This window comes from bacterium (assembly GCA_016699045.1).
In the GTDB taxonomy this organism is placed as follows: Bacteria; Babelota; Babeliae; order Babelales; family RVW-14; genus AaIE-18.
Map to the genome: position 1 here is coordinate 1,135,887 of CP064957.1, position 20,889 is coordinate 1,156,775.

Here is a 20,889-nt window from a genome sequence, read left to right on the forward strand (position 1 = left end):
GGTTATGTATTATATGAAAAAGCTTGTAAAACTTATAATGTTGTGTTGTTCATTAAGTGCTGGGCTGTTTGCGGGCCATACCGCAGATCTTGTTGCTGCGTATACCACGCTTGAAAATTTGAAGCAGGCCAAGGCATCGGCACCAGAGATTGATGCTGCACAAAAAGTGTTTGATGATTTGATGGATGTGGTTGAAGGTCGTGACTGGATGTCTCAAAAGATAGGAACGAGCGCTTTGAGCCAACAAGATTTAGAAGATCATTTTCTTGGGCTTATCGCGGTCATTAATTACGATGCCTTGTCGTATGATGATCAATTAATCATGGATGCTTTAAAAAGTCGCATGTGCCATGTGTTGAAATTTGTTAAAGATTTTGATCACCAGACTTATCCATTAATGTATATAAGAGAAGCCCTTGAAGCACAGGAAGAAGCATTGCTTATGCTCGAGCTGTTATCTGTTGAAAGAGCAGTTTGGGGATGCGATGTGCCGCTTGATAGCAATGAATATGCGCATGTTGCCGTTGCAACATTGTATGATCTTGTTGCATGGTTGTATGATACCATGGTTGATGTTGATTTTGCTACCAGTAAAACCGATCTTGAACAATTGAATATTTGTTCGATTGTTTATCAAAATCTTCCACTACGATTTCAGCAACAACAAGTATGGTCAATTTGTTTTAGTGATGGCGATGCGTGGGACTTGGTGAATGATGTCCACAATATGTGGAAGTGCATGCAGCATGAGGTGATGGTCCGACCATTTAAAGATCTTCTCTTCACGGGATCTGCAGAGTGGCATGCTAAAAACGGAGATGGCGGCTTTGCTGCTGCTTATGATTATATGCAGGCATTTGTATTACAACCTAAAAAAACTGAAGACTTTTTATCCGGTTTTGAAACATCGTTGTATCGCATGTATCAAATTGATCGCGTAAAAAAACATATTTTTGAGCTTTTGATATACCGCTTGAATGTACTTAAAAAAGAAGTCATGCTGCACGCCAATTTTAAAAGTAACGATAGCAAAGTTGATGTGTTGATTAAGCACAAGGCGTTGCTTGAAGACCAAAGTTATGCGACCCTTTTGCATAGCAATAGTTTGCGTGAAATTGTGGGTCAGTATCGCAAGGTGATTGATGGTGTTTTGTATGAAAACCTGGGATCTTTACAGTTGACGTATGAACTTTATGCATTGACTAAAAAATTAACGCGTTTGCAGGGACAACATCAAGGGTGGTTTGGCAAGAAAAGCCTTGAAGGACAATTGGCAAATGATATGCTGGCGGTGTTGCAAGATGCGGCGGTTATGATACAAAAAAATGCAAAAAGCACCGTGTTGTCTGGTCAGTTGTTTGATCGGGCTCAATCGTTGTTAGATCATCCGTTGATTAAAAAAACATTAGATCGTTATGTTGGCATTTCTCAGGCCGACATTAAAAAGACGGCGTTAAATATTGTTGGTACGGTGAGCCCGTTGGTGGCGCTTGGTATTTTAAAATTAGTGGCGCCGCAGGCTGAACAAGAAATTAAAAAAGAAGCAGCAACGGTTACGGTTGAAGGGCCGCATATTGCTTCGTATCTTGAAAAGCATCCAGAGGTTTTTGAAAAGTTGCTCGCGCAGCATCCTGATTTGGTTGAGCGGTTGGCGCAGCAGGTTGCAACGAAATTGAATACTGTAGCTTAGTTTTTTTTATTTCTGATTTCTGATTCTTCTTACAATCTCTGCTCTTTTCATTATAAAAATAATTCGTTTTTTTCCAAAGGGGGTATTGCGACCCCCTTTGGGATCACGCACATAGGCCTGCTGCCCATGACCCGCCTGACGCGCGAACTCACAGCAACCGCGCTTGCGCGCTCTGTCTGTTCGGTCCCGCTGATGGGGCGCCATTAATAAATTTACGCCAGGGGCCGTTGGCCCAATCTACGGCCGTTCAAACCCATTCGACAAGCTCAGGGCGAACGGCTATAAAACCAAACAAGCTGATTGAAAAACTGAAAGTAGCTACATAAGAAATTATTATGGGCCGTTTCACACTAAGTTTTTAAACTTTTAATTTGTAAGAATTGTTCTTATCCCCCGTTCGCTCTGAGCTTGTCGAAGAATTTGAACGGGCCGTCTGGCGTCTTTGTCCGGCGTAGCATTTATGCGTAGACGGATCGAAGGGGCAACAAAATATTTAGCAAAAATAAAAAAACGGTGTAAGGTAAGCAACAATTGACGGTCGACCAGTTAAACCCTTCTTTGTTGTGTACGAAAAAACATGATTTACCACTTTGCTCAAAAATTACAAACAACGTATACCTTCCTTAATTTGTTTCATTATGTCAGCGTGCGTGCCATTGGCGCCTTTCTGACTGGTTTTCTCTTGTCATTAATATTTGGTGATTGGTTTATTAGAACTTGTCGTGAGCATTTTGGTTCTAAAGTGCGTGAGTTTACGCCAGCAACGCATCAAAAGAAAAACAATACGCCGACCATGGGCGGTCTTTTTATTTTAATTGTTTTTGTTTTCAACACATTATTGTGGAATAAACTGACCAAGCCAAGTCTCTGGATTTTTTTGTTGGGTATTATTGGCTTTGGTTGCATTGGCTTTGTTGATGATTGGAACAAAATCAAAGCACATAAAGGTTTATCTGCCAAGAGTAAATTTTTGTTGCAGTTGAGCATGGGGCTTGTCGTTATGACGGTCTGGTATTGGTGGGCTCAGCCCAACACTGCCATCTGCGTGCCGTTTGTAAAAAATATAAGTTTTACGCTCGGGTGGTTAATCATTCCGTGGGGTGCTTTTATTATTATTGCCACCAGCAATGCCGTCAACCTGACCGATGGGCTTGATGGTTTAGCGACCGGCCCGCTTATTGTTAATTGTGCTACGTTTGCGCTGATTGTTTATTTGGCGGGGCACAAAGCATTTTCAGATTATTTATATATCCCTTTTGCCGGCAGTGCTGAAATAAGCATTATTGCTGCCAGCTTGGTGGGTGTGCTGTTGGGCTTTTTGTGGTACAATACCTATCCAGCACAAATTTTTATGGGCGATGTTGGTTCGCTTGCGTTGGGTGCTGGGCTGGCCCTTATGGCCATTATGGCCCGACAAGAATTTTTGCTGTTGATCAGCGGCGGTGTTTTTGTTTTAGAGACGGTGTCGGTGATTATTCAAGTATTATCGTTTAAATTTTTGGGCCGCCGGATGTTTCGTATGGCGCCAATCCACCACCACTTTGAATTGAAGGGGTGGCAGGAAGCAAAAATTACCGTGCGTTTTTGGATTATTTCGATCATCTTGTGTGTATTAGCGTTGCTCACCCTGAAAATTCGATGAACAGAAAGGTGCTGGCAAAACGACCAAAATCTGCTAGTCTTATTTTGATTTCGTTATTGAGTTTTTCTTGTAACAGAGGTAGCTAAAAAAAATATGCCTGAATTAGCCAATAGATTGAGTGCGGTCCAAAATGAGTTGAAAGATCTTCTTGCGCGTGCTCAAACAGACAAACAGATTGAAGAAATTAGACTTAATTTTTTGGGGAAAAAAGGAAAGATGATTGAGCTCATGACAGAGCTTAAAGAACTTTCTGTTGAGCAAAAACGGACTTATGGTCCCTTGCTTAATGCACTCAAGCAAGAAGTTGAAACGGCTATTGCCAATGCCAAAGAGGCGTTGATAAATCAGCAAGCTCACGCAGCAATTCAAAAACAACAACATTTCGATGTCACGGCGGTAAAACCAAATGTTTCGCAAGGCTCTTTGCATGTTTACTCGCACATTGTTGCTGAAATTGAAGATATCTTTTTATCGATGGGCTATGAAGTTTTAGATGGTCCAGAACTTGAAACCGACGAAAATAATTTTACTCATTTAAATATTCCCAGCGATCACCCAGCGCGTGATATGTACGATACTTTTTGGGTTGATGTCCCTGGTCTTCTCATGCGCACGCACACCTCGCCCGTGCAAGTACGTGCTATGCTTTCACAGGAGTTGCCACTGGCCGCCGTTGTACCTGGGCGTGTGTATCGGCATGAAGCGGTTGATGCCTCACATGATTTTATGTTTATGCAATGTGAAGGTATTTTGATTGATAAAAATGTTAATCTTTCAAATCTTTTTGCCACTGCGCAAATGTTTTTGAAAGCATTATTCAAAAAAGAAGAATTAGACATTCGCATCCGTCCAGGCTTTTTTCCCTTTGTTGAACCAGGTATTGAAATAGACATGCGCTGTCCTTTTTGTTCAAATGGATGTTCGGTATGCAAAAAATCAACATGGATGGAAGTTTTTCCCGGTGGTATGATTCACCCCAATGTTTTACGTTCGTGTGGTATAGATCCTGAAATTTATTCAGGCTTTGCTTTTGGGTTTGGTTTGTCACGGTTGGCCATGTTGAAATATGGCATCGATGATATTCGGTTATTTCACAGTGGGAAGGTTAAATTTTTAGAGCAATTTTAGGGACGAGAAACTAAAAAAGGTGAGAGTGTAAAAGGAGAAGACCATGGGAGTAACGAAAGCAATAATTCCAGCAGGAGGATTGGGTACACGATTTTTGCCGGCAACCAAAAAGTCTCCTAAGGAAATGTTGCCGATTCTAGACAAGCCAGCTATCCAATATATTGCAGAAGAGGGTATTCGCTCCGGCATTAAAAATTTTGTGGTTGTCACGGGTAAAAACAAAAATGTTATTGAAGATCATTTTGATACCAATAGTGAGCTCGAAAATTTTTTGGCGGCCCAAGATAAAGGCCACTTGCTTGATGAAATAAATAAAATTATAAATACTGCTGATTTTATTTATGTACGCCAAAAAGAACCGCTTGGGTTGGGGCATGCAGTATGGACAGCGCGCCATGTCATTGGTAATGAGCCAATGGCTATTTTTTTACCTGACGATATTATCGCAGGCAACACACCAGCCATGGGCCAGCTGATTCAGGTAGCCATGCAAGAAAAATGTAACGTAGTGGCAGTCCAAGAAGTTCCCATGGACCAAGTGAGTCGGTATGGTATTATTGCTATTCGCAAGCAATTTTCTCCCAATCTTTTCCAAGTTAAAGAATTAATCGAAAAGCCGTCCATTGCACAGGCACCGTCAAATTTGGCAATTGTTGGTCGGTATGTTCTCTCGCCGAATATTTTTAAAGCGCTTGAAGAGCAGCGTGTTGGTGCTGGTGGTGAAATTCAATTAACCGACGCTATACAAAGTTTGCTATTTTCTGGCGAAAAAGTATTTGCGTACAAAGTGCAGGGGGCCCGTTATGACATTGGGAATCCGCTTGGCTTGCTCAAAGCAAATCTAGATTTTGCATTAAAACATCCAAAGTATTCTGAACAAATTTTGGAGTATTTGCGAAAGCTTGATAAAGATTTTTTAGTAATGCAGGGAAAAGCTCAAGCATTGAGTAAAGGTTCTCAAGCGACACTTTAAAAGATACGGTACTCTTGAAAGCGTTTTAACAAGATATTATTGTGATGACGACCAGTTTATGATGCGACCAATAAAGCTTGATCGTGTTCCTGATCCATGAACATACAGCGATATGCCAAACAGAATCAGGGTTAAACTGACCCAGAATTGCACTTCCTTTTTTAATGTGTTCATAGTATCCCCCAACCCTCAACAGAATTAACTATGTCTTATGTCCTGATTTTTATCATAACCACGTGAGAAATGATAAGGCAACAATTTTGTAAAGTAAGTTGGTTTGTGTTGAAGATAAAATAAAAACAGGCGCGTATAAAAAATATACGCGCCTGTTTTTATTAAGAAAATTATAAAACGAAATTAGAACTTTTTGATGCCGCGATAGTTCCAATATTCAGTAATTAATTCTGGTGAACCAGTAACACAAATCATACCATCGCGTTCATCGACTGCCGATTTGGTCTGTTCAAACGCTTCTTTAAAGTTGTTGCATGCTTTTGCTTTTACATTCAATTCCTTTGCCATCAAAGCAAGGTCTTGTGAATCGTGGCAGGCAACAGCGCCAGGAATTGGTACAAAGAAAATTTGACCGCTTACTTTTTTAAGCAAATAACGAATGAGCTTGATTGCTTCCATAGCATTAACGGCTTTATGTAAACCAATAATAATACCAAGGCCTTTAAGTGGTTTTTGATAATGAACCAAACGAATACCTAAAAACAGATTGGTTAATGCATCCAAGTTGCTGGCATTGTCCAACAAAATGGTTGGTTTTTCTTTGTCCAAGAGTTCAAAGCGACCACGCAATAAGTCAAATTGTTCAGTCCAAAAACCTTTGAGTGTTTTGATCGGATGCAATTCTGCATGACGCTTTGCTTCCAATGTTGGACGTCCACGTTGGCCTTTTTGTGTTGCCAATAAATTGCCGCGCAAAAATGGTGAAAATTTACCTTTAACATCTTCAACATAAATTTGGGCAATACGTTCGCCAAGGGAGGCGGTACGGCCATAAAGTTGTTCAAAGATATATGGTAAGTTAGCCAGTTTTCTGATTGGCATAGCCCAGAAAGCGCCTTGTGTATCAATCCAAGATTTCATTTTTTGAAGACGAATTTTGCTTTGTTCTGCAGAAATGAACCAGGTGCCTTCTTTAGCAATTTCAAGCATTTCAAATGCTGCTTGATCAAGGTCTGGGCTCAAAAGGCCAACTTGGTCTTCCGCGATACGCGTGATTGCTGCAATTTTTGGTTTCAAAATATTAGCTGCGTCAAATTTTCCGCCATAACCAAGTTCGATAATTGCCACATCAACTTTTTCTTCAGTCAAATAAAGAAGCGATGCCATGAGAACTACTTCATAAGCTGTTGCTTTAATATTGTGTAATTCAGTGGCATTGATAACTTCGTTAACAGTATCGGTAAATGGTTTATTGCCGATAAGCTGAAAATCAACCATGATACGTTCATTATAGTTCAAGAAATGGGATGAGTAGGTAGCGGCAACTTTAAAGCCTTCTTCTTTTAAAAGTTTGGCTGCAAAATGTACCGTTGAACTTTTACCATTGGTTCCGCATACTAAAATAGATTCTGTTTTAGTTGATGGATGACCAAAGGCTTTGTCCAATTCCTTCATACGATCAAGAGCTCCTTGACCATATTCATAGCGAACAAGGCTGTCCAAGTGTTCAACGACTTCACTATAATTGCGTACTTTCCCAAGCGAAGGAGTACCTTTTTTCTTGGCTCTATCAATACTGGTTAGCATAGTCATGGCTTTAGCCTTTCTGTAACTTTTTATATTTCGTTTAAGTCCATTTTTTGTACTTACGCTTACTACTCACGTACCATCATGCAGCGTTTCATGTGCCGTATTATTTTCAGTCGTGCTGGGTTAACCGTATTCTTAAGTATTTAAATAATTTTGCTGGTGTTCAGATAGTATTTAATTTATATTTTAAGTCTGTGGTATATGTTCAATTTAAAATTTATAAACTTATTTCCAGGATAAGTTATAATTGGCGGATTGTCAAACGCATAATAATCATCTATTCGAACGATTGGGAATTGACAAGTGGATACAAATAGTAACAATAAATACTCAAAAAAAATAATTTCATGGCAAGATGAGGAAACAATATACCGTTTGAAAGAATCTTTAGATTGTGACAATTTGTCAATAGTTGATTCTGATACGGTTTTAGGTCTTCTTGCCAATTTGAAACAATCAAGCTTTCAGGTATTAAACACCGTGAAAGGTGCGCGCGGCGATAAACCGTACTTAATAATGATAGGCGGCCTTGACAGTTTGTCACAATTTGTCGATCCGTCAACCATAAATCTGCCATTGCGAAATATGTTGTTGCACTGCTGGCCGGGGCCGGTAACGGTTATTTTTAAGGCTCGGCAAGATCTGCCATCGCATGTGGTAGCGCTGGACGGAACCATTGCGTTGCGCTGTCCGCGGCATGATGCGCTTTTGCGGTTATTGGTTCATTTTGATGGATTGTTTTCAACAAGTGCCAATCGAAGTGGGTACCCGGTGCCTTCGAGTTTGCCAGAGATTGATAATGTCGTAATGCAGGCTGTTGAGTGGATTGTTATTGACAACGAAAAAACAACCGGGCAAACTCAGCTGCCATCAACAATCATCGATTGTTCTGGTACAAATATTCGCGTGGTGAGAGAGGGTGCGTTTCCTGTTAAGGAGCTTGAACGATACTATGAATCAGCATTTGAAAAATGATCTTTTTCCGCCGGCTTTAGTGGCCGATGCATGGCAGTTAATCGAAAATGTTTCCGTAATTACTTTACTTACTCATCACAAGCCAGATGCCGATGGCATTTCTGCGTGCGCAGCAATGGCTGCTGTGCTTGAAAAAATGGGTAAGAAAGTTGAGGTGGTGTATCCATCTGAGCCTGAGCAGGCGATCAAGCGGCAAGCTACGCATGTTTTGGTAAATCAGCACAAACAAGAGCCAGATTTGTTAATTATGTTTGATACCGCCAATTACGAGCGCTTATATTTTCCACCAGCATTTCACGATATCCCGAGCATTAATATCGACCATCACATCAGCAACAGTATCAATGCCACCATTAATTTAATTACTGATCAAGTTTCAAGTACCTGCGAGCAATTGTATTTATTGCTGCATTGGTGGGGCTGTGATGTTGATCAGTACATGGCAGAAAGTTTATTGTTTGGCATGTTGTATGACTGCCAAGTATTTTACACGCAATCAACACGACCACGCACTTTGCGCGTTGCGGCAGATTTGATGGATGCCGGCGCCAACTTGTTTGGGCTGATGGGCGAGCTGTTGTTTAATAAAAAACCAGAAATTATCGCGTTGTGGGGCAGCTTATTAAGTTCGGTTACCATTGCGCCCAATCGTAATGCTGCCTGGTCAATTATTCGGCAGTGCGATTTACAACGTCTTGGGCTCACGCTGAGTTCTACCGTTGGGTTTAGTAATTTTCTTGCGCAGCTTTCTGACATTGATATTACGATTCTTTTTTATGAAGAAGCTGATGGTAAAACAAAAGTTTCATTACGTTCAAAAATTGCTGACGTTAATAAATTGGCTGCCCACTTTGGTGGTGGTGGCCATAAAAATGCGTCTGGCATTTCTTCAGACAAACCGATTGATGAAGTCGTTCAAGAGGTTACCCGTTTAGTTATGTAGTAAATTTTTTTAAAAATGAGTTGGGAGTAATAATGGTTTCAAAGATATTCACAAGCGTATCTCTCGTTTTTTTAATAAGCGGTAATTGCTGGGCCGCAAGCGAGCCAATTCAAGAAGTGTCAGTATATTCTGCAGAACTTAGGCAGGAATTAGAAACGCTGCGCCAAAAATCATTTTTGATATTTGATGAAAAGGACAGACTTTTTATAAATGGATGGGGACGTGGCTTAGAGCTTATCAATAAACTTGCTTATGAGGGACGTTTAGCAGAATTAGCGCATGCGCTTTCGGTTGATCCGTTACGTGTTGATTGTAAAACTCCAGATGGTCAGTGTTACTTGGACGGTAAGTATCCCTTGCAAGCGGCTCTTGATGGCGTTGCTGATTCTGTGTGGGTTCAAGCTGCTGATTGTGTAAAATGTATGAAGCTTTTGATTAAATGTGGTGCTGAGCACAATATTGAGTGGCGGGGTTGTTATTTTGGTAAGCTGGTCGAGATTCCACTTATTTTTCGTGCCGCGGTAATCAAAAAATTTGATGCAGTAGCGGTGTTACTTGCAGCTGGAACAGATGTCACGATGGTTGACAGATACGGCCATTCAATTTTTTTCTGGTTAGATATGGTAAATCCTTGCCGAAATCGAAGTTCACAAGAAGATCGCATTAAGCTCGAAATAAAAAAATTATTAGTCGGCCACTTTATTACTTTGTTAAGTGCTGTGGCACAAAGAGATGACCTTGATGAGTTTGTCAGATTATTTAATTTTTTTATCACGCAAAGCAGAATTTCGGTTCCAGAGTTACAAGGGCTGTTAGAAAGTCCAAGTGCTCAAAATATCACTAACTATCTGAGAGACAAACAAACAGGTCTAAAATTGCAAGACTGGTTGGTAAAATTGATTGGAGAGTAACAATGATTTCAAAAATTTTACCAACATTTTTTTTTACCTTTTTATTAAGCGGTAATTGCTGGGCTGGTTTTGAAAACCCGTGTAAATATTCCGAAAAAGTTAAATTAAAACTAGAAAAATTGGCTCCAAATTCTTTGTGGATCTTTGTTCCGTCGGCCAATCGTTTTATTAAAAAAGAGATTGATTCAATAGCGTCACATGAAATAGCAACGCCAGAAGAAGTGATTATACATTGTGCTCGTGATGGAAGTTTAGCTGACTTATCGTTAGTGCTTTTAACAAAGAGTGTTAGTCCTGACTATACCGATACTCAAGGTAATTTTCCTTTAAAATTGTTGCTCGATCGTTTTGATTATGCAAGTTTTGAAGTTGGTGAGTGTGTGTGCGCATTGCTCGCTTGCGGTGCCGATAAAAATCGCTGTTATAGTCCTGGAGTGCCGCTTATTTTTAAAGCAGTTCAGTTGCATGCTTATAATATTATACATCCGCTTCTGTACCTTCATGCAGATGTAACGGGAAGTGATGCTGGCGGCCAATCAATTGTTTGGCGTGCGCGTGTTGAAAATTTGGAAGCGAATGGGTTTGAAAGCCAGTTTCAAGAATATCACGAACAATGTCTTCTTGAACTATTACATAATCATTTTATTAAATTGGCACAAAAAGATGAATCATGCGATTGTAAACGCCTTGCTATTTTACTGTGTGAAGTGCGTAACTTGGAGCGTTTTGGTTTGGTGAGAAGAGGGATCTATTCGTAATTTTGAGAGCAGGGAGTAGTAATGATTTCAAAAATTTCTCAGCTATCCGCACTCGTTTTTTTATTAAGCGGTACCTGCTGGGCGGCTGCTGATCAACCAATTAAAAAGCCCTCCGAAGAAGATAGAAAAAAATTGGCAAAATTGGCCAAAGAGGTTAATGGTTCATCCACACAGACGCTTGAAGAATTGTTGTTTAGCAGCTCTTGTCTGGGACAGATTGACAATTTATCTTTTGTACTTTTAAAAGGGTATATCGGTCCCGATCATACCTTTGAAGGTGGTAACTTTCCTTTCCGTAACCTCGTTGACAGTTGGCATAATGACAATAAGGGAATGTGTGCATGGGCATTGTTTGTCTGCGGTGCCGATCCAAATCGTTTCTATGCGCCGGATATGCCACTTATTTTTAGAGCGGTTCAGCGATGCGCTTTTGATATTGTTATTGAGTTGCTAAAAGCTGGTGCTGACGTAACGCATATCGATGCCCACGATAGATCAATTTTTTATTGGGCAGAGCCTGAAAATTTAAGCATTTGTGATGGGCGGTATGTTTGTCGCGAGGAGTATTCACAAAAGTTGTTGGCGTTGTTAGAGCCATATCGTGAGATGGTGCTCGCTTGCCATAAAGCGAAGAAGCACGATCTTGATTTGTCAAACCTTTTCGAAGAAGAAGGGGTTGTTTATTGTACTGAAGAAGAAGCAGAAAGTATGAAACGTCAAAGTGAGGACATGCAATGATTTCAACCAAGGCTCAAATAGTGAGCCTATTTTTTTGTACCTGTTTTGTGACGGGTGGGTGTGGCGCAGCGGCCGAAGAGCCAACACGTGTAGCGCGTGAATTTGCCAAGCATGATGTGCTGGTGCTTGGTGGTAACCCCGCGGTTTTAGGATGGGCAATACCGTTTGAGACTTTGCTTCAACAGCCAAATGATCTTTTGGCTGGCGATTACCCTATTTTTTGGTTGATGCGATTGGACCTTTTTGATGAAGCCGTGATGTTGATACAAGCGGGTGCTGATGTCACGCATTTAAGTCTGAAAGATGGAATGTCTATTTTTGAAATTTTTGCATCGTCAATGAGAGGGCGAGAGAAAGTTCAGCAGGTTGCGCCATTGGTTACTGGGCCTGATTTTTGTGCACAAACTCAGGCTGTGTGCGCAATCACGGGCCGTATGTTTGTTTTGCAGGACTTACTTGCCCGTCAATTTGTGTCTGCGTTGCGTACGGCAATAGATAATCAAAACATTGCAGAATTTAAATGGTTGTGTGTAGTTCTCAATCATGGCTCCAAAGGCGGTGCTGGAAGCCATTTGGTGTCGGTTTTTATGCAATCGGTTGAAAAAAATGGCATAGTGAAGTTGATTGATTATGCAAAAGAACGTGGTTGGATGGAGTATGTGCGTTCAGTGATAATCGAAAATAAGTGAAAAAGGCGTAATCATTTGGGTGTTGATCTAAGCGTTGCAAAACAGTATCTAGCTAAATATTGTTCGTATAATAAAAAAGCGTCAGAAAGGAAAGGAAATAAATGCTGATTAATTCAAAATTTTCAAAAATATTTTGTTTTGTTTTGTTGGTAGGTGGTGATTGTTTTGCGAGCGCAAGCCCGCTCAAATATTCTGAAGAAGCAGAGCAGGCATTAGTAAAATTTTCTGGCGGGCACGCGTGGCGGTTTCAAGGTCAATCATTGAGTCAACAACTCTTGCAAAGCTCTCGAGAAGGAAATGTAAAAGCGCTTGCTCAAGTTCTTGCAACGCGACGAATCAATCCTGATTTTACGAGTGATAAAAAAGAATTTGCATTGGAAGAAGCGATTGAAGGTATGCGTAGATATAAGAAGGGTCAGCAGGTTGAATGTATAAAGTTGTTACTTTTGTGTGGTGCCAATCCAAATCGGGAATCGAAGCGTTGGCCAGGAAGAACACTTATTTTTAGAGCTGTTCAATTGTCTGATTCGGCGCTGGTTAAAGCCTTGCTTGATGGTGGAGCTGATGCAACGAAGCTTGATTGCGACAAAAAATCGGTCCTTTATTGGACGCAATGGGCGGCGAATGAATCGGACCGGCATGTGCGTAGTTTTTTAGAGCAGTATTTTCTTTCTTTAATTTGGAGGGCGGTTAAGGTTGAAAATAACCGGGCCTTTGCTCGCTTAATGTGTATTTTTTGTGAATCACGCGAGTTATCTCAACTTGAAAAAAAATGTTTCTTTGGTGTTCCGGATGAACAAGGTTTAACGTTGCTTGATTATGCCGATCAACTTATGCAGGGCTAGGCATGAGCATACAGATTCGAGTAATCGTCATAACAAGTTTTTTAATGGCTGTTGGTTATTGCGCTCCTGCGGGGTTTTCTGAAACGCTTTGTACTGGTTATGCTCCAGAAACGTTAGAACTGTTACAAAAACTCAGCCGCTATGCGCCGTGGCGGTATATTTCTGAGCACAAGGTATTTCAATCAACGCGCGAAGATATGTTTTTCCGGTATTTACCATCAACAACGTTAGCGCTAGAAAGTGCTTGTGAGGGCGATGTAAAATCCCTTGCATTCGCACTTTTAAAAAATCCTGCCTGTCGTAATTATTGCGATGAATGGGGCAATCATCCTTTGCTTGCAGCGCTTGACCGATGTCGCGCGAACCGTCCATGTTGCCCGGTAAACGATTATAAAGCGTGTGTCTATCTTTTGCTTGCATGTGGTGTAGATCCTAACTGTTTATGGTACGGTATTCCTCTTATTTTTAAGGCCGTTCAATTAGTAACGGTAGATCTTGTTGCCGCATTGCTCAAGGCAGGTGCCAATGCAACGGTGTTGGACCGATACGGCAACTCGATATTTTCGTGGTTGAAGCAGCGACGCTTTGCAGATGGGCCGCCCCAACCATTGGCAGATGATGAAGCGCATGAGCGCGCTATAAAATCATTATTGGAACAACAATTTATTTTTCGTTTGCAAGGAGCACAACAAGAAGGTAATCAGCAAGAGTTTGAGTGCTTGTGTGCTGTGCTCATGAAAGATAAAGAATTGTTTGGTAATGAATTACGAAAGGCAATGGTATGGCATGGGGAGGGCGGAGAAGCAATTTGATATAAATAGGAGTGTGTAAAAGTAGAGAAATGTCATGAGTGGGTAAATATTTTTTAGGAGTAATTATGATTGCGATTTCAAAAAAATATGCGGCAGTTTTTTCGATTCTTGTAGTAACTGTAGGAAGCTGCTGGGCGGTGGGTTCACCTTTTAGTCGTATTGATTATGTTGAGTCGGTGAGTCTTGCAACCTCGTTAAAATTGGACAGGTTGAGCGAAAATGCTTTGTGGAGATATAACAAAAAATGTGGATGTTTTGATAGCACAAAAAATCCACATTGGAATGAAACTGCGATCAGTTTACTTTTTTATAGTGCTACACAAGCTGATCTTACGAGCTTGGCTTTTGTGCTTGCTGAGAAAATAGTTAACGTTAATTATATTGACCAGTACGGAAATTTTGCTTTAAAAATGGCTTTAGATGGTGACAAACAAGAATCGCACAAGCGCGATTACGCACAAAGAAAATTGGAGTGTGTAGTGCTTTTGTTGGAGTGCGGTGCCAATCCTGATCTTGTTTGCCAAGGCATGCAAAAAAAAATGAAAGATCCTGCTGTTGGTATTGCTGGTGTTGCCAGAGAGCTAATTGGCTATGCGCAAGTAAAAAATTGTATAAAATACGCTGCGTGCGCAGATGATGATTGTGAAGATAATTTTCCTGACGATGCTGTAGTGATTACTGAATCAACTGATGAAGAACGTTTTGCTGCCATTACAAAAACATTCAGAGAAGAATAAGCAACAATGATTAACAAACGAAATATTAGTGTTTTTTTTCTTTTTTTTATGATGACCAGCTGCTTGTTTTCACAACAAGCAGCTTATCAATTTCCCCTTTTTTCAAATCGCATCAAGCAAAAACTTCAGACATTAAGCAGAGATTCAGCGTTAAGGTTTTGTGAAAAAACGCAGTGTTTTGTTGATGAGGTTGGCTATCTTATAACACCAAAACGTGCATTGCTTGATAGTGCGATGCTTGGGCATCTGCCTACACTTGCTCATGTTCTTTCAACGGGCTTAGTGAGTCCCAATTGCCTAGATGGTCGTGGATGTTTTCCGTTGCAAGAAGTGTTAGATGGGTATGATTATGGTTTTTTTTCTCATGATCCACTGCCATGTATGGAGCTTTTATTGCAATGTGGGGCCAGCCCAAATGGATTGTGGCATGACCAGATGCCGCTCATTTTTCGAGCAATTGAGATCAATAATTTTAATATGGTTGATATGTTGCTGAAATATGGTGCAGACATTGAAAAACTTGGTAAGTATGGGTATTCAATTATTCATTGGTTGATGTCTCCCATTCAATCTTTTCTAAAATATGGTAAGGATGATGATGCAAGAAGAGAACGTGCAAAAATAGCGCAGTTGTTAATACAAGAATATGCTAATAAAATGCATCAAGCAATTGATCAAGATGATGATCGTACCATTAAGTCCTTGGTTAGACTGCTTAATAGTGTTCCCGATAATATTCCTGGCAGGCAACTAAGCGATATCTTGACGTTTGTTTTGGCGTGCAGGAACGAACAGGGCATATCCTTACAAAAACGTGTGGAAGCCTATTTTGTAGAAAAGAAAGATAAGGACTATTGAAGCGAAAAAAGGAGCGTAGTAATGATTTTAAAAATGTTAAAAATAGTTTTTTCTTTTCTTTTGATAAGTGGGGATTGCTGGGCGGCTGGCAGCCCTTTTGAATATTCTGATGCGATGAAAGAAAACTTGGCAATGTTACGACAAGGCTCTCGTTGGCTGGAATATGTTGAAGCAGAAAGGAATCTTCTGATTGTACCTGGAAATGGATTTAAAATGATCAACTACAAATTTGATCTCAGGGTGCTTGAGAGAGATCTTTTTGCTAGTGCTACGGCAGGTGATGTGACAACATTGGCAGATATTTTGTCAACCGAGCTGATTCATGCTGACCATCGAAAACGAGATGAGGATGCATTTTGGGGCGACAGTCCAGATTGTGACTGCTGTCCATTGCAGTGTGCTTATGAGGGTTACCGATGCACACAAGCGGACAGGCATTTTTTGTGTATGCGAGTGTTGCTTGATTGCGGCGCAAGCCCACACATCAAATGGCCGGTAAATAAGCCCATTATTTTTGATGCCATCCAAAGAGGCTACATCGAGATTGTGGAGATGCTGCTTGAAAAAGATGCTGATATAGCGCAGGTTAATGAGCAGGGGCGGTCTATTTTTGATTGGGTAGATGAGTGTGTGCGTAACAAAAGAGACGATAAAAAAGTAGTAAAAAGAATAAGAAAAATTGAAAAATATCTGAAAGAACATTTTGTTTTGTTGTTGTTGGCGAGTATCGTAAATGACGATGAGGCAGAGTTCATACGACTTTGGAATATTCTTGCCAGAAATGTGTGCGGAGAATTGGCGTATGCATGTGCATGGTGCAACGATGAAGGGCGAAGTTTGCGTTATCTTGCTCGACAATTTGATCGTAAAAAAATTGTTAGTATTTTGCGATCATTTGGTGCATAATCTACGCCAGAAATGGTATAACAACAGAGTTTAAAGCAAGAGGAATCAGCATGGTTTCAAGAATGGCAACAGTATTTTTTTGTTTTGCGCTTGTCGGTAGTACGTGTTTTGCAGGTTATGATGAATACGATTTTGAGGATGCTATGCTTTCTACTGACGCAAAGAATTTTTGCTTGAAAATGGCAGTTAAGTATTCTCAGCCTGACCAAGTTGAGGAGATGCTGGCCGCTGGTGCTGATGCAACGCAGATAGATTTTGAGGATCGATCAATTTTTTATTGGTTGGATGAAGCATATGAAAATAATCCCTTGTTAGATGATGAAACTGACGAAATACAATCTTTGTTAGACCAGCATTTTATTAGATTGTTATGCAGTGCGATAGAAGTGCGTAGTGATGAAAAATTCATGAATGCTTGGAATGTGCTTGCTACTAATTTGAATGGCGAGTTGTGTTACGCTCTTGATTGGCGGGACCCAGACCTTAAGGTAAGTTTGTTGCATCGTGCTGCTGAGTACAATTGTCCCAATATTGTCCGCACGTTGCTTGCGTTTGGCGCAAGTATTGATGTGGAAGATTTTGATGGCCGTCTGCCGGTACACTATGCCCGTTATTTGGGACATCGCGAAGTAGTGGAAGTTTTTGAAGCGTATGGTGCGCCAGTGCAAGCGAAATCTGCGGTAGTACATAATGCTTCTAAGGTTGGCAAGAGAAAATTGGGTAACCATAAAAGAAGACGCGTAGCATAAATTGTTTGGGGGGGGAGTAATGAACTCAAAAATATTAACATTGTCATTTTGTTTTGCGTTGGCGGGCAGTGATTGCTGGGCGGCGGCTGTTGCCGAAGATCCTGCGTGGTTTTTCGATAATGATCGTAAAGTTTTTGTGTTCAAACAAAATAAAGAGCTTACGCAAGAACCACGCCATTTCATTATGGACTGCGCGCAAAAAGGCGACCCGGAGCGCTTGGCGTGGGCACTTTCAACTAAAAGTGTAAGCCCAAATTATTGTGATAAGTCTCCTCGGGATGTGCGTGGAACAACGCCGTTATCTGCGGTTGTTTACGGATCATTATGGTATTCAGGGCAGCACGCTGATTGTGTAAGGCTTTTGCTGCAGTCTGGGGCTGACCCAAATGCTGATTATTCGCGTTGTTTGATTGATAATGCGCCGATCCTTTCTCTCGCTGTGGAGTATGGCGTTGTTGAAGTTGTGACGGCATTACTTGAAGGCGGCGCCGACATCACTTTGTTGGATGATAAAAAGTTATCGGTTTTTTCTTATCTGAACAAGATAGCACCTTGCCTTGTCCAACGGCATAACCTTAGGACGGAACAAGAGGCTGCTGTCATAAGAGAAAAAGTTAAAAAAATATTATTACGACATTGTGCTGATTTACTTTTCAGGGCGCTCGATCAGCATGATCGAAGAGAATTTGACCGATTGTTTCAATTTTTGTGTGCGCGTTTGTTTGGTGAATGTGGTGCATATATCGAAGAAGTGCTGGTACTGCAAAATGATCAAGGCATGAATGTTGTGCAATATGGGATTCAGAAGAGCGTTTATGTGAAAATGAATTAGCCGCCACTTTTTATTATCGCATCAATTTTTTGCTATTGAATCAAAAATCGGGCAGCTTAACATAATTTTTGAGCCGCCCGATTTATAAAATTCTAAAAAAATCTATTCTGCTATTTTTTTTCTAACGTTCCAAGATACGCTTGTGCATCCAGCGCTGCCATGCAGCCCATGCCGGCAGCAGTTACTGCTTGGCGGTAGCGATAGTCAGCAACGTCGCCAGCTGCAAAAACGCCGGGCACGCTGGTCTTGGTATTTTGTTCAAGAACCAAATAACCGTATTGATCAGTTTTCAGTTGGCCAGCAAAAATTTTGGTACTGGGATTAAAGCCGATTGCAACAAACGCGCCATCAGTTTCAACCGTTGAGCGCTCTTTTGTTTGTTGATTTTCAAGAACGACTTCTGTCAATTTATCGCCATCGCCTTTCATTTCAACAACCGTGGTATTGTAAATAAAATTCACTTTTGGGTTGTTTAAAATTTTATTAACGATTGGATCGTTGGCAGTAAGTTTATCAAGAATGTGAATGAGGGTTACGCTGCTTGCTAAATGGCTCAAGTGCTCAGCTTCAGTTACCGCGGTGTTGCCGCCGCCAATAATGACCACTTTTCTATTTCTAAAAAATGGACCATCGCAGGTTGCGCAGGTCGAAACGCCTTTGTTGAAATAATCTTTCTCGCCCAAACAGCCCAATTTTTTGTGCTCAGCGCCGGTAGCGATAACGACGGTGTGCGTGGTAATTGTTTTGCCACTTTCAGTAGTCAGCGTGAATGGTCGTTGTGAAAAATCAGTAGCAACAACCGGATCTTGTACCAATTCGGCGCCATACTTTTTTGCATGAGAGCGCATGCGATCCATCAGATCTGGTCCTTGAACCGCCAAATCTCCTGGCCAGTTTTCAACGATGGTGGTTGTCATTAACTGGCCACCAGGAAGGTTGCCTTCTAAAATTAATGTTTTATAGCCCGCGCGTGAGCCATAAATGCCGGCGGTAAGCCCTGCGGGTCCTGATCCAATAACAACAATATCATACGTCATAGATGCTCCTTTGAACTTTTTTTTGTTAGGCAACCATTATAAATGAAGGTATAGTGTATACCACAATTTTTGTCAGAGAAAGGTTAAGTCTAACAAAATTTTTCGAGGAGAAAAGAATGATTTTTGTAGGGAAAGCAGCACCTGATTTTTCATGCGATATGGTCGAGCATGGCAGCATCAAGCGTGTGAGTTTAAAAGACTTTGATGGCGTGTACAAACTGCTGTTTTTTTATCCGCTGGATTTTACGTTTGTGTGTCCAACGGAGTTACATGCCTTGCAAGAATATTACGAAGAATTTAAAAAGCGCGATGTTTGCGTGCTGGGCGTTTCGGTTGATTCTGCCTACAGCCATTTAGCGTGGCTTGAACAGCCAAAAAGTAAGGGCGGTATTGGTGGGGTTACCTATCCGTTACTTGCTGATATTACTAAAAACATGGCACGCGATTATGGCGTTTTGACAGAGCAGGGCGTGGCGCTGCGCGGTACGTTTTTGCTTGATAAAAACAATGTGGTGCATTATGCCGCGGTTAATAATTTGGCGCTTGGCCGCAATATTGCTGAGCTCGTGCGTGTGGTTGATGCGTTAAAGCACAACGAGCAGCACGGCGAAGTGTGTCCCGCCAATTGGTCGCAGGGGCAGAAAGCGATGAAGACAACGCAAGAAGGCCTGCAAGCGTATTTTGGTTAAGTAAAAATTTTAGTTGTATAAAAAAAGAGGCGGCTGTTTTATGCAGTCGCCTCTTTTTTTATGTAATAATCAAATGTTATGTAATTAAAGTTTTGATGTCAGAAAGCTTTTCTGCGCAGTAACCATACATTTTTTTTAATGTTGCTTTTGCGCTTGTGTCTGGGCGTGGGTAAATAGTGCGGCTATGGACTGAGTTATTATCAGCAGAAACGTAGATGCTTCTTTTTATTGCGTTATCAATTGGTAGCGTGTCTTTATGTTCATGACAATAGCTTAATGCTGGTGCGTAGAGGTGCTGGCTCAACAAGTGGAGCATTTCTAAAGCAAGCATGTATTCGTCTCCGCCCTTGCTCGTTGCAAGGCCTTTGATGGTCATTTGCAATGCTGGGTGGCATGCAGCGTCGTAGTTTTTTTCTATGAGTTTTTCAAAAATATCTCTGATGCGAAGCCAGTTGCTAAATTTCCACGATAGTTCTTCTATTCCTGCGATTGCCATTTCAAGCGCTGGTTGAAATGCCGGTTCATAGTTTCTGGAAATCAGTAATGCTAACAGGCTGGCATTGGCGTCAAAAATGTTGCCTTGTCTTTCAGCAACGGGTCTGGTTGCCATGCGAAAAGCTGGTTCAAGTGCAGGTTCGTAGTTTTGCTTGAGGAGCGCTTCAAAAAGTTCTACGCCGCAAAACCAATTGATATTACCGATATGCTGCGATGCAAAGATAAGAGCTGGTTGGAATGCTGGTTCATACTTTTCTTTCACCAGCTGTTTTAATATTTTGCATGCAAGATAGTATTCATAACGTGATGGATTTGAATCTTGTTTGATGGTATCAAATGCTAGAAAGGTAGCATGGTCTCTTGTCAGGTCGCGATCCCTGATCATGTGGCGGCCCTTGGGAGTATTATTTAAATACATTGCGTCCAATTCTTCTTCCAATTTTTCTGATTTTTGCAGATCGGTGAGCGTTTCTTGTAATTTTTCGATCTTTTGAAATTCAGCCGGACTATGTCTGGAAATATGTATTTTTGCTGCAGACAACGTCGAAAGACTGAGTGCTGTAGCGAGCGCAAGTAACGATAGGTTTGAACGTTTCATAAGAGTTCCCTTGAATTAATAAAACCTCTATTTTAGTAACTAGTACCATTTTACCCCATAAAAGTGGGGGCCGCAAAGGCTCGAAAGTGCTTAAAGTAGGGGGTAATGCGAGTTTTTTTG

General features: G+C 41.0%; 22 protein-coding genes. 18 read left to right on the forward strand and 4 right to left on the reverse strand.

Annotated elements, in window-relative coordinates; all coding sequences use genetic code 11:
- Positions 1-13: 13 nt before the first annotated feature.
- The 4 genes from IPF37_05105 (at position 14) to galU (ending at position 5,433) form a co-directional block, all read left to right on the forward strand.
- Positions 14-1,690 carry a hypothetical protein gene (locus IPF37_05105; GenBank protein QQR48910.1) on the forward strand — a complete coding sequence of 559 codons (1,677 nt, stop codon included), beginning with the start codon at positions 14-16 and terminating at the stop codon, positions 1,688-1,690.
- Between the two features lie 577 nt (positions 1,691-2,267).
- Positions 2,268-3,332 carry a phospho-N-acetylmuramoyl-pentapeptide-transferase gene (locus IPF37_05110; protein ID QQR48911.1) on the forward strand — a complete coding sequence of 355 codons (1,065 nt, stop codon included), beginning with the start codon at positions 2,268-2,270 and terminating at the stop codon, positions 3,330-3,332.
- Between the two features lie 93 nt (positions 3,333-3,425).
- Positions 3,426-4,460 (forward strand): phenylalanine--tRNA ligase subunit alpha, encoded by a 1,035-nt coding sequence (gene pheS / locus IPF37_05115; GenBank protein QQR48912.1) that lies wholly within the window; start codon positions 3,426-3,428, stop codon positions 4,458-4,460.
- A gap of 43 nt (positions 4,461-4,503) precedes the next feature.
- Positions 4,504-5,433 carry a UTP--glucose-1-phosphate uridylyltransferase GalU gene (gene galU / locus IPF37_05120; protein ID QQR48913.1) on the forward strand — a complete coding sequence of 310 codons (930 nt, stop codon included), beginning with the start codon at positions 4,504-4,506 and terminating at the stop codon, positions 5,431-5,433.
- Positions 5,434-5,469: 36 nt separating this feature from the next.
- Here the strand turns inward: galU and IPF37_05125 are convergent, their stop codons facing one another.
- On the reverse strand, positions 5,470-5,607 hold the full coding sequence (locus IPF37_05125; GenBank protein QQR48914.1) for a hypothetical protein: 138 nt from the start codon (positions 5,605-5,607) through the stop codon (positions 5,470-5,472).
- Between the two features lie 183 nt (positions 5,608-5,790).
- Positions 5,791-7,200 carry a hypothetical protein gene (locus IPF37_05130; protein QQR48915.1) on the reverse strand — a complete coding sequence of 470 codons (1,410 nt, stop codon included), beginning with the start codon at positions 7,198-7,200 and terminating at the stop codon, positions 5,791-5,793.
- A 372-nt stretch (positions 7,201-7,572) separates the two neighbouring features.
- Here IPF37_05130 and IPF37_05135 point away from each other — a divergent pair, with 372 nt between their 5' ends.
- The 13 genes from IPF37_05135 (at position 7,573) to IPF37_05195 (ending at position 17,950) form a co-directional block, all read left to right on the forward strand.
- The gene (locus IPF37_05135) at positions 7,573-8,172 is read left to right on the forward strand and encodes an L-threonylcarbamoyladenylate synthase (GenBank protein QQR48916.1); all 600 of its coding nucleotides are present in this window, start codon (positions 7,573-7,575) and stop codon (positions 8,170-8,172) included.
- Positions 8,150-9,115 carry a DHH family phosphoesterase gene (locus IPF37_05140; protein ID QQR48917.1) on the forward strand — a complete coding sequence of 322 codons (966 nt, stop codon included), beginning with the start codon at positions 8,150-8,152 and terminating at the stop codon, positions 9,113-9,115. The genes IPF37_05135 and IPF37_05140 overlap by 23 nt, the downstream gene beginning before the upstream one ends.
- Positions 9,116-9,147: 32 nt before the next feature.
- Positions 9,148-10,026, forward strand: a complete 879-nt coding sequence (locus tag IPF37_05145; GenBank protein QQR48918.1) for a hypothetical protein — start codon at positions 9,148-9,150, stop codon at positions 10,024-10,026.
- Between the two features lie 2 nt (positions 10,027-10,028).
- On the forward strand, positions 10,029-10,784 hold the full coding sequence (locus IPF37_05150) for a hypothetical protein (GenBank protein QQR48919.1): 756 nt from the start codon (positions 10,029-10,031) through the stop codon (positions 10,782-10,784).
- 21 nt (positions 10,785-10,805) lie between these two features.
- Positions 10,806-11,522, forward strand: coding sequence for a hypothetical protein (locus IPF37_05155; protein QQR48920.1), 717 nt, complete (start codon positions 10,806-10,808; stop codon positions 11,520-11,522).
- A complete protein-coding gene (locus IPF37_05160; GenBank protein ID QQR48921.1) occupies positions 11,519-12,211 on the forward strand; it encodes a hypothetical protein in 693 nt (230 codons plus the stop codon). Before IPF37_05155 ends, IPF37_05160 begins: the two co-directional genes overlap by 4 nt.
- 101 nt (positions 12,212-12,312) lie before the next feature.
- On the forward strand, positions 12,313-13,056 hold the full coding sequence (locus IPF37_05165; GenBank protein QQR48922.1) for a hypothetical protein: 744 nt from the start codon (positions 12,313-12,315) through the stop codon (positions 13,054-13,056).
- A gap of 2 nt (positions 13,057-13,058) precedes the next feature.
- Entirely contained in the window at positions 13,059-13,868 is an 810-nt protein-coding gene (locus IPF37_05170) for a hypothetical protein (GenBank protein ID QQR48923.1), read from the forward strand.
- A gap of 65 nt (positions 13,869-13,933) precedes the next feature.
- Positions 13,934-14,605: a hypothetical protein gene (locus tag IPF37_05175; protein QQR48924.1), complete on the forward strand. Its 672-nt coding sequence runs from the start codon at positions 13,934-13,936 to the stop codon at positions 14,603-14,605.
- A gap of 6 nt (positions 14,606-14,611) precedes the next feature.
- A complete protein-coding gene (locus IPF37_05180; GenBank protein QQR48925.1) occupies positions 14,612-15,463 on the forward strand; it encodes a hypothetical protein in 852 nt (283 codons plus the stop codon).
- 21 nt (positions 15,464-15,484) lie between these two features.
- Positions 15,485-16,369 (forward strand): hypothetical protein, encoded by an 885-nt coding sequence (locus tag IPF37_05185; protein QQR48926.1) that lies wholly within the window; start codon positions 15,485-15,487, stop codon positions 16,367-16,369.
- Between the two features lie 50 nt (positions 16,370-16,419).
- Positions 16,420-17,118, forward strand: coding sequence for an ankyrin repeat domain-containing protein (locus IPF37_05190; protein QQR48927.1), 699 nt, complete (start codon positions 16,420-16,422; stop codon positions 17,116-17,118).
- A 19-nt stretch (positions 17,119-17,137) separates the two neighbouring features.
- Entirely contained in the window at positions 17,138-17,950 is an 813-nt protein-coding gene (locus tag IPF37_05195; GenBank protein QQR48928.1) for an ankyrin repeat domain-containing protein, read from the forward strand.
- A gap of 110 nt (positions 17,951-18,060) precedes the next feature.
- Here IPF37_05195 and trxB read toward each other — a convergent pair whose 3' ends face one another.
- Positions 18,061-18,987, reverse strand: a complete 927-nt coding sequence (gene trxB / locus IPF37_05200; protein QQR48929.1) for a thioredoxin-disulfide reductase — start codon at positions 18,985-18,987, stop codon at positions 18,061-18,063.
- A 116-nt stretch (positions 18,988-19,103) separates the two neighbouring features.
- On the opposite strand from trxB, the gene IPF37_05205 reads away from it, so the two are divergent.
- Positions 19,104-19,676 (forward strand): peroxiredoxin, encoded by a 573-nt coding sequence (locus tag IPF37_05205; protein ID QQR48930.1) that lies wholly within the window; start codon positions 19,104-19,106, stop codon positions 19,674-19,676.
- Between the two features lie 76 nt (positions 19,677-19,752).
- On the opposite strand, the gene IPF37_05210 is transcribed toward IPF37_05205, so the two are convergent.
- Complete coding sequence (locus IPF37_05210; protein QQR48931.1) at positions 19,753-20,769, reverse strand: hypothetical protein; 1,017 nt, start codon at positions 20,767-20,769, stop codon at positions 19,753-19,755.
- Positions 20,770-20,889: the final 120 nt, after the last annotated feature.

Coding starts and splice junctions, on each gene's coding strand:
- IPF37_05140 (QQR48917.1), top strand. CDS start 8,150: ATGAATCAGCATTTGAAAAATGATCTTTTTCCGCCGGCTTTAGTGGCC.
- IPF37_05125 (QQR48914.1), bottom strand. CDS start 5,607: ATGAACACATTAAAAAAGGAAGTGCAATTCTGGGTCAGTTTAACCCTG.
- IPF37_05195 (QQR48928.1), top strand. CDS start 17,138: ATGAACTCAAAAATATTAACATTGTCATTTTGTTTTGCGTTGGCGGGC.
- galU (QQR48913.1), top strand. CDS start 4,504: ATGGGAGTAACGAAAGCAATAATTCCAGCAGGAGGATTGGGTACACGA.
- IPF37_05210 (QQR48931.1), bottom strand. CDS start 20,769: ATGAAACGTTCAAACCTATCGTTACTTGCGCTCGCTACAGCACTCAGT.
- trxB (QQR48929.1), bottom strand. CDS start 18,987: ATGACGTATGATATTGTTGTTATTGGATCAGGACCCGCAGGGCTTACC.
- IPF37_05175 (QQR48924.1), top strand. CDS start 13,934: ATGATTGCGATTTCAAAAAAATATGCGGCAGTTTTTTCGATTCTTGTA.
- IPF37_05185 (QQR48926.1), top strand. CDS start 15,485: ATGATTTTAAAAATGTTAAAAATAGTTTTTTCTTTTCTTTTGATAAGT.
- IPF37_05165 (QQR48922.1), top strand. CDS start 12,313: ATGCTGATTAATTCAAAATTTTCAAAAATATTTTGTTTTGTTTTGTTG.
- IPF37_05105 (QQR48910.1), top strand. CDS start 14: ATGAAAAAGCTTGTAAAACTTATAATGTTGTGTTGTTCATTAAGTGCT.
- IPF37_05180 (QQR48925.1), top strand. CDS start 14,612: ATGATTAACAAACGAAATATTAGTGTTTTTTTTCTTTTTTTTATGATG.
- IPF37_05190 (QQR48927.1), top strand. CDS start 16,420: ATGGTTTCAAGAATGGCAACAGTATTTTTTTGTTTTGCGCTTGTCGGT.
- IPF37_05170 (QQR48923.1), top strand. CDS start 13,059: ATGAGCATACAGATTCGAGTAATCGTCATAACAAGTTTTTTAATGGCT.
- IPF37_05130 (QQR48915.1), bottom strand. CDS start 7,200: ATGACTATGCTAACCAGTATTGATAGAGCCAAGAAAAAAGGTACTCCT.
- IPF37_05110 (QQR48911.1), top strand. CDS start 2,268: ATGATTTACCACTTTGCTCAAAAATTACAAACAACGTATACCTTCCTT.
- IPF37_05160 (QQR48921.1), top strand. CDS start 11,519: ATGATTTCAACCAAGGCTCAAATAGTGAGCCTATTTTTTTGTACCTGT.
- IPF37_05145 (QQR48918.1), top strand. CDS start 9,148: ATGGTTTCAAAGATATTCACAAGCGTATCTCTCGTTTTTTTAATAAGC.
- IPF37_05155 (QQR48920.1), top strand. CDS start 10,806: ATGATTTCAAAAATTTCTCAGCTATCCGCACTCGTTTTTTTATTAAGC.
- pheS (QQR48912.1), top strand. CDS start 3,426: ATGCCTGAATTAGCCAATAGATTGAGTGCGGTCCAAAATGAGTTGAAA.
- IPF37_05150 (QQR48919.1), top strand. CDS start 10,029: ATGATTTCAAAAATTTTACCAACATTTTTTTTTACCTTTTTATTAAGC.
- IPF37_05205 (QQR48930.1), top strand. CDS start 19,104: ATGATTTTTGTAGGGAAAGCAGCACCTGATTTTTCATGCGATATGGTC.